Genomic DNA, 6,527 nt, shown 5'->3' on the forward strand with positions numbered 1-6,527 from the left:
ATGAGCCGCAAGGGCTTCTTCACCGATTCGACCGTGTGCATCGGCTGCAAGGCGTGTGAGGTCGCCTGCAAGCAATGGAACCAGTTGCCCGACGACGGGTTCCGCTTCACGGGCATGTCCTACGACCACACCGGCGCCCTCGGCTCCTCGACCTGGCGACACGTCGCGTTCATCGAGCGGAACGAGCCCCTGCCGGGGCACGTCACCGGCGTGGGTGAGTTCTCCTGGCTCATGTTGTCGGACGTGTGCAAGCACTGCCAGCGGGCCGGCTGCCTGGAGTCGTGCCCCACCGGCGCCATCGTCCGCACGGAGTTCGACACGGTGTACGTCCAGCCGGATGTCTGCAACGGCTGCGGCTACTGCGTGGTGAACTGCCCCTTCGGCGTCATCGACCGGCGCGAGGATGACGGGCGCGCCTGGAAGTGCACGCTCTGCTACGACCGGCTGGGCGAGGACATGACGCCCGCCTGCGCGAAGTCGTGTCCCACGGAGTCCATCGTCTATGGCGACCTGGAGGTGTTGCATGCGCGCGCGGAGGACCGCGTCCAGCAGCTCCACGACCAGGGCCTCGTCAGCGCGTACCTGTATGGCCGGGACGCACGGAGCCAGCCGGGCACGGGAGGCCTCAACGCGTTCTCGCTGCTGGTGGACCGCCCCGAGGTCTACAACCTTCCGCCCGACCCGGTGGTCCCGACGATGAAGGCGAAGCAGGCCTGGAGCGCGGTGGCCGTCGGCGCGCTCGGGATGTTCGCGATGGCCGTGGGCGCGGTGCTGATGGGCCGGGAGGCACGCCCGTGAGCACGGACCTCCCCGAGCAGGAATCACTGTTGGATCGCCTCCAGCGAAAGCGCGACGGGCGCAACGTGGACCCGCGACTGGGGACGTTGCTCGGCGAGGGTTCCCAACAACGCGTGAAGGACCCGGACGTCGCCTATCCCGTCCACGGTCTGCGCGCGCACGTCGAGCCGGACAAGCACGGCTCGCCGACGTACCACGGGCTGCCCGCCATCAAGCAACCCGTGTGGATCTCCACCATCCCCACCTATCTCTTCGTGGGAGGCGTGGCGGGAGCCGCGAGCCTCCTGGGGTTCGCGGTGGACATCCATGGGAGTCGGTCACTGCGGCGGCTCGCGCTGCGGTGTCAGCAGGTGGGCACGGCTGGCGACATGCTCAGCGCGGGGCTGCTGATCGCCGACCTGGGTCGACCCGAGCGCTTCCTCCACATGCTGCGCGTCTTCCGGCCGACCTCGCCCATGAGCGTGGGCTCCTGGGTGCTGGCGCTCTCCGGAGGCTTGAACACCGTGGGACTGGTGCTCGGGCGCGCGCGTGGCGGCCTCGGAGCCGTGGGCAGGGTCTCCGGCGCCGCCGCGGCGCTCCTGGGCATGCCGCTGGCGGGCTACACGGCGGTGCTGCTCTGCAACTCGGCGGTGCCGGTGTGGCAGGCGACGCGACGGACACTGCCGCTGTTCTTCATGGCCTCGGCCTCGGCCAGCGCGGGCAGCCTGCTGTCGCTGCTCCCGCACTCCGCCGAAGAGGCGCGCGTGCTGCGCCCCTATCGCCTCGCGGGCAAGGTCGCGGAGCTGGCGTGTGGGGTGGCGGTGGTGCGTGACGCGCGCCGGGCCCCCGTGGTCGCGAAGCCCTTCTCCGAGGGGACCTCCGGGGCGCTGTGGCGGACCTCGCGCGCGTGCTCGGCGGCGGGGCTGGTGCTGGATGCACTCCCAGGCCGACGGCGCTGGAAACAGGTCGCCGCGGACACGCTGACGACCGCGGGCGCAATCCTTGCGCGCTTCGCGGTGTTTCATGCCGGCAAACAGTCCGCGAGGGACCCGCGAGCCACCTTCGAGCCCCAGCGGGCGGGCCAGGGCGCGGCGGAAGTGCTGGGCCACGCGGTGGCCTCGGACGGCAAACCCTTGAAGTTCCCGCTTCCCGTGCTGCGTTGAGGGGACGCAAACCCTGCGCGAGAGGCGGGTCCCCCTCGCCTCGTGGAGACAGTCCAGGGCTGCACTCGGAGTAAGAGCCTCAACAGCCCCTCCCTTTTGGGCGCAAGGAGCGATACACCTTGGGCCACCATGGCCGAGACCCCTTCGCTCAACATTCCTACTGTCGACCTTGCCGACCTCGCCTCGGGAGACGCGTCTCGCATCGAGACCGCCGCGACGGCGCTGCGCGAGGCGTTTGGTGTCTTCGGCCTCGTCTACATCAAGAACCACGGCGTCGACACGCAGGCGCTCAACCGGTTCTATGACGCCTTCGCGGCGTTCATCGCGCGCCCCACGGAGGAGAAGAAGCCCTTCGGCCGCGCCGACATCTGGTACCAGCGTGGCTGGACGCCTCCGAACACCGAGGTGGCCGTCGCCGGCAACGGCCAGCCGGACTTCAAGGAGTGCTACTTCGTCGCGCCCTACCCCAACGACGAGGTCGGCGCGATGGAGTTCCCGGAGCTGTATCCGGAGAACGTCTGGCCCCCCAACCCGCCTCCCTACTTCCAGGAAGGCCTGATGACGCTGGGGCGCTCGCTCCACGAGGCGGGCCTGAAGCTGCTGCGCGGCTCGGCGCTGGCCCTCGGCCTGTCCGAGGACGCCTTCACGAAGCTCTGCGAGCGCGCCCCCCACGTCACGCGTTCGCTCCAGTACCTGCCGCTCACGCCCGCGCAGGTGAACACGGACATCGTCTGGGGCGAGGAGCACACGGACTTCAACCTCCTCACGCTGCTGCCCGGCGGTCGGTTCCTCGACCCCGAGGGCCACCCCGCGGCGGCGCCCGACAACAAGAGCGGCCTCTACCTGCGCACGCGCGCCACGGACGCGGATCCCCAGGGCCTCAAGGTCCGCGGCACCGCCCCGGCCGGCTGCATCGTCGCCCAGGTGGGACAGCAGTTGGAGATCCTCACGGGCGGGACGTTCCTGGCCACGCCCCACGTCATCACCGCGCCGGGTGTCGCGGGCTGGCAGCGGCAGTCCGCCGCGCACTTCATCCACGTACACACCAGCCACGTGCTCTTCCCGATGGAGAAGTTCCGCACGCCGGCCGCGGTGCGGAACTACGCGCCGCCGGTCCTCACCGGGACCTACGACATCAAGACCCTCGTCGACATCGGCCTCGCTCCTCCGAGCGCACTCGACAAGCTGGGTTACCGGCACTACGACCGGCTCAACCGCCAGCGCGCGGGCGAGTGAGTCGACGTCTGTCTTTTCGTTCCGAATCACACACATTCGCCTATTGATGTCTGTCATTGAGGCGTGCTTCGCGGCCCACCCTTCCCCGGTGGGCCGCACGGGCGGCGTGTCTCGTCATCTGGCGCTCCCCTGAGGGCTTCCAGAAAATGACTGAAGACATGTTCATGTAGGCACGACACTCCCAGGAACCTTGTCGTGTCGTCCGTTCGTGCTCGGCCACGGTCCGAAAACCACTGAGTATACGTTCACGTAGGCACTGCCCTTCACGACGATGCTGGCAGGTGGCCTTCGCACCGCGAAGAAATGGCTGAGGTTGTGTTCAGGTAGGCAGGAGTGTTCCAGGCCGCTCGGTTCCCACCGGATTCGGGCGGCCCCTCCCCTGGCAAAAATGGCTGAAGCCATGTTCAGTGCCGCCATGACGACGAATCGCGGCTTTGTGGCGTACGACCTCCGGACGACCGCCCCGGACGAAGCGGGAGCGTTCTACACGCGGCTGTTGGGTTGGCGCCTCGAACCAGGCCGGGATGGCGGCCGGTCGTTCTTCGCCGGCACACGCGAGGTCGGAGGACTCCTCGCCCTCCCTGAACGAGCGAGGACCCAAGGGGCCCCCGCTCACTGGCTGGGGCATCTCGGCACAGAGGATGTCGAGGGGACCCTGCAACGCTTCGTGGAGCGTGGCGGCCAGCAGCTCGGGCCCGTGCGGCAGGAGGCCACGGGAAGGCGCGTCGCCATCCTGAAGGACGCCCAGGGCGCGGTCGTGGCGCTCAGCGACGCATCACCGGGAGCAGGCGACTCCCCCGTCGTGTGGCACGAGCTCAACACCACCGACCGGGAGCACGCCTGGGGCTGCTACTCGGGGCTGTTCGGCTGGCGCGCCACGTCGGCGGTGGAGCTGGGCCCGCCCTTCGGCAGGTACCAGTGCTTCACCTGGGATGCCCCCCGGGGCGACCTGGGAGGGATGGTGGACACGGCTCGGATCCCGACCATCCACACCCACTGGCTCTTCTATCTGGGCGTGGAGGATCTCGCCGAGGCGCTCGAACGCCTGGGGAGCCTCGGCGGCCGAACCGTGAACGGCCCCGTGCAGGTCCCGAGCGGTGACTGGGTCGCGCAGTGCGAGGATCCGCAGGGAGCTGCCTTTGCCCTGCGGCAGCGCTCCCGCCGGACGTAAGACCTACGCGGAGCCGCCGGGCTGGCCCGACACGGCGCCTCCTGGGCCATGCGGACGACGGAGGTGGCACGGGCTCGAACCTCGCGATCCCAGTGTCCCGGATTGCCTCCTCGAGCCGGCACCATCGCCTGAAGGGTTGCACGCCACACCACATGGTAGCCACCCCTGAACGCTGACCCGTCGGAAGCCACGCGGGGGACTTCGCGCCGTGCGCGTGGGGCACCCACTGCGCGAAGTGCCAATCATCACGACAAGCCCATACCTCGATTCCGGCGACAGACCTGCCCCCCGGGAGCCGTGAACACGCCGATCAGAAAAGTCCGCCGACATCGGCGCCCACGGTGTCTTGCCTCCGGTGTCGATGGCCACCCATACGTCTTTCAATGCCTCACTGATTGTTACTTGCTCAGTGGCTGCGACATGGGGTGCGCCAACCTCCACGATGAAACTGGGCCGCGGCTCAACGCATGACGAAGCCACCATCGATGGAGATGGACTGACCGGTGACGTAGCTTGCGGCCCGACTGCAGAGCCAGAGCACCGCGTCGGCGATCTCCTCCGCACGACCATGTCGCCCCATCGGGACAGCCTTCACCATGGCCTCGAGCGCTTCCCCTTGGCCTGTGGCAACCATCTGTTCTGCCATCGGGGTCCAAATGAGTCCCGGGCAGACCGCGTTCACTCGGATGCCTCGCTTGGCATATTCGAGGGCGGCGCTCTTGGTCAGCCCAATGACTCCGTGCTTCGCCGCGTGGTACGTTCCACGCTCGGCGCCTCCGACAAGGCCTCCGAGCGACGAGCAGTTGACGATGGCGCCGCTTCCTTGCTCGCGCATGTATTGCAGCTCGAACTTCATGCAACTCCACACGCCCCGGAGGTTGATCGCCATGACCCGGTCGTAGTCATCGCGCGGCGAATCAGCCGTCTCTGCGAGGCGATTCTGGACGCCCGCATTGTTGTACGCGACGTCCAGTCGACCGAGGGTGCCCACGGTCTGCTCGACCATCGCCCGGACCTGCTCGTCGTCGGACACGTCGCATCGAATCGCGACCGTCCTGTGACCTTGCTTCGCGAGCTCCTCTGCGGCGGAGCGGACTTCGCGCTCGTTCCAATCGGCCAAAGCCACGGAAGCACCCGCTTCGGCGAATGCCTTCGCCGTCGCGAGCCCCAGCCCAGAGGCAGCGCCGGTAACCAGCGCCACCTGATTCCTAAACGAAATATCCACGACACATGCCCCTTCGTGCGAACCCGACCACTTCACGAGGATGTGCCCCTGGATCCCGATTGTGTAGGCAGACCATATGGAATGGGCTGTTAAGGAAGGCTCGACAATCAACGGCTCCAGTCACAGGCTACATCGGCATGGTGAACGCGCTCCCCTTCCTTCAGCTGCAGGCCTTTGTAGCGGTCGCTCGCCTGAGTAGTTTCAGTGGAGCCGCCCGCGAGCTTGGCGTCTCCCGGTCAGCAGTCAGCCAGGCGATACGACAGCTTGAGGAGCACCTGCATGTCGTCTTGGTCCATCGCACCACCCGAAGCGTCTCCTTGACGGACGCGGGCAGGAGGCTCGTTGAGGGGGTCAGTCCAGCGCTTGCGCAGGCAGCCTCTTCGATGGCGGAGGTCTCCGCACGACCAGGAGAGGCCGTCGGACGACTTCGGCTCTCGGTACCGCGCGTCGCAATCCCTTTCGTCATCGAACCGGTGCTCCCGACGTTTCGCGAGCGGCACCCACGTGTCGAGGTCGAAATCGTCATTGAGGACCGGCTCGTCGACATCGTCGCAGGCGGCTACGACGCAGGCATCCGGCTTGACGAAATCATCGAGCGGGACATGGTGCGTGTGCGACTCACCCACTCGTTTCGCTTCGTGATGGTGGGAACGCCCAAGTACCTCGAGAGTCGCGGGACGCCTCAACGGCCGGAGGATTTGCTCCAGCATGAATGTATCACGTTCCGCTCGCCGACCACGGGTACGTAACTGTTCGCCGTGCCCCGTCCCGGCGCCGTGCTGACCCGCCCGGGACGACCGGCGGGAGCTGCCGTCAGTCCTGACTCTTCGGAAGTGTGACCGTGCCTGGGTTCTCGATGGCGGCGAGAGCGGCACGCCGCAGATAGTGCCCGGGGTCCTCCCCCCGCAGGCGTGCCGTCTCGATGAGGGAATAGAAGAGCGCGGCGACCTCGGTG

General features: G+C 67.7%; 5 protein-coding genes and 1 pseudogene. 5 read left to right on the forward strand and 1 reads right to left on the reverse strand.

Going from position 1 to position 6,527, the window contains the following annotated elements; translation table 11 throughout:
- From LZ198_RS34280 to LZ198_RS34295, 4 genes are all read left to right on the forward strand, one after another.
- Positions 1–798, forward strand: a complete 798-nt coding sequence (locus LZ198_RS34280) for a 4Fe-4S dicluster domain-containing protein (protein WP_253976344.1) — start codon at positions 1–3, stop codon at positions 796–798.
- The gene (gene nrfD, locus LZ198_RS34285) at positions 795–1,940 is read left to right on the forward strand and encodes an NrfD/PsrC family molybdoenzyme membrane anchor subunit (RefSeq protein WP_253976345.1); all 1,146 of its coding nucleotides are present in this window, start codon (positions 795–797) and stop codon (positions 1,938–1,940) included. The genes LZ198_RS34280 and nrfD overlap by 4 nt, the downstream gene beginning before the upstream one ends.
- A 129-nt stretch (positions 1,941–2,069) precedes the next feature.
- Positions 2,070–3,176, forward strand: coding sequence for an isopenicillin N synthase family dioxygenase (locus LZ198_RS34290; RefSeq protein ID WP_253976346.1), 1,107 nt, complete (start codon positions 2,070–2,072; stop codon positions 3,174–3,176).
- 415 nt (positions 3,177–3,591) lie between these two features.
- Entirely contained in the window at positions 3,592–4,347 is a 756-nt protein-coding gene (locus LZ198_RS34295) for a VOC family protein (protein WP_253976347.1), read from the forward strand.
- Between the two features lie 460 nt (positions 4,348–4,807).
- Here the strand turns inward: LZ198_RS34295 and LZ198_RS34300 are convergent, their stop codons facing one another.
- Positions 4,808–5,548, reverse strand: a complete 741-nt coding sequence (locus LZ198_RS34300) for an SDR family NAD(P)-dependent oxidoreductase (RefSeq protein ID WP_253976348.1) — start codon at positions 5,546–5,548, stop codon at positions 4,808–4,810.
- A gap of 161 nt (positions 5,549–5,709) precedes the next feature.
- Here LZ198_RS34300 and LZ198_RS34305 point away from each other — a divergent pair.
- A pseudogene (locus tag LZ198_RS34305) lies at positions 5,710–6,315 on the forward strand (LysR family transcriptional regulator); the annotation flags it as partial.
- Between the last annotated feature and the right edge of the window lie 212 nt (positions 6,316–6,527).

Source organism: Myxococcus dinghuensis (assembly GCF_024198235.1).
GTDB lineage: Bacteria > Myxococcota > Myxococcia > Myxococcales > Myxococcaceae > Myxococcus > Myxococcus dinghuensis.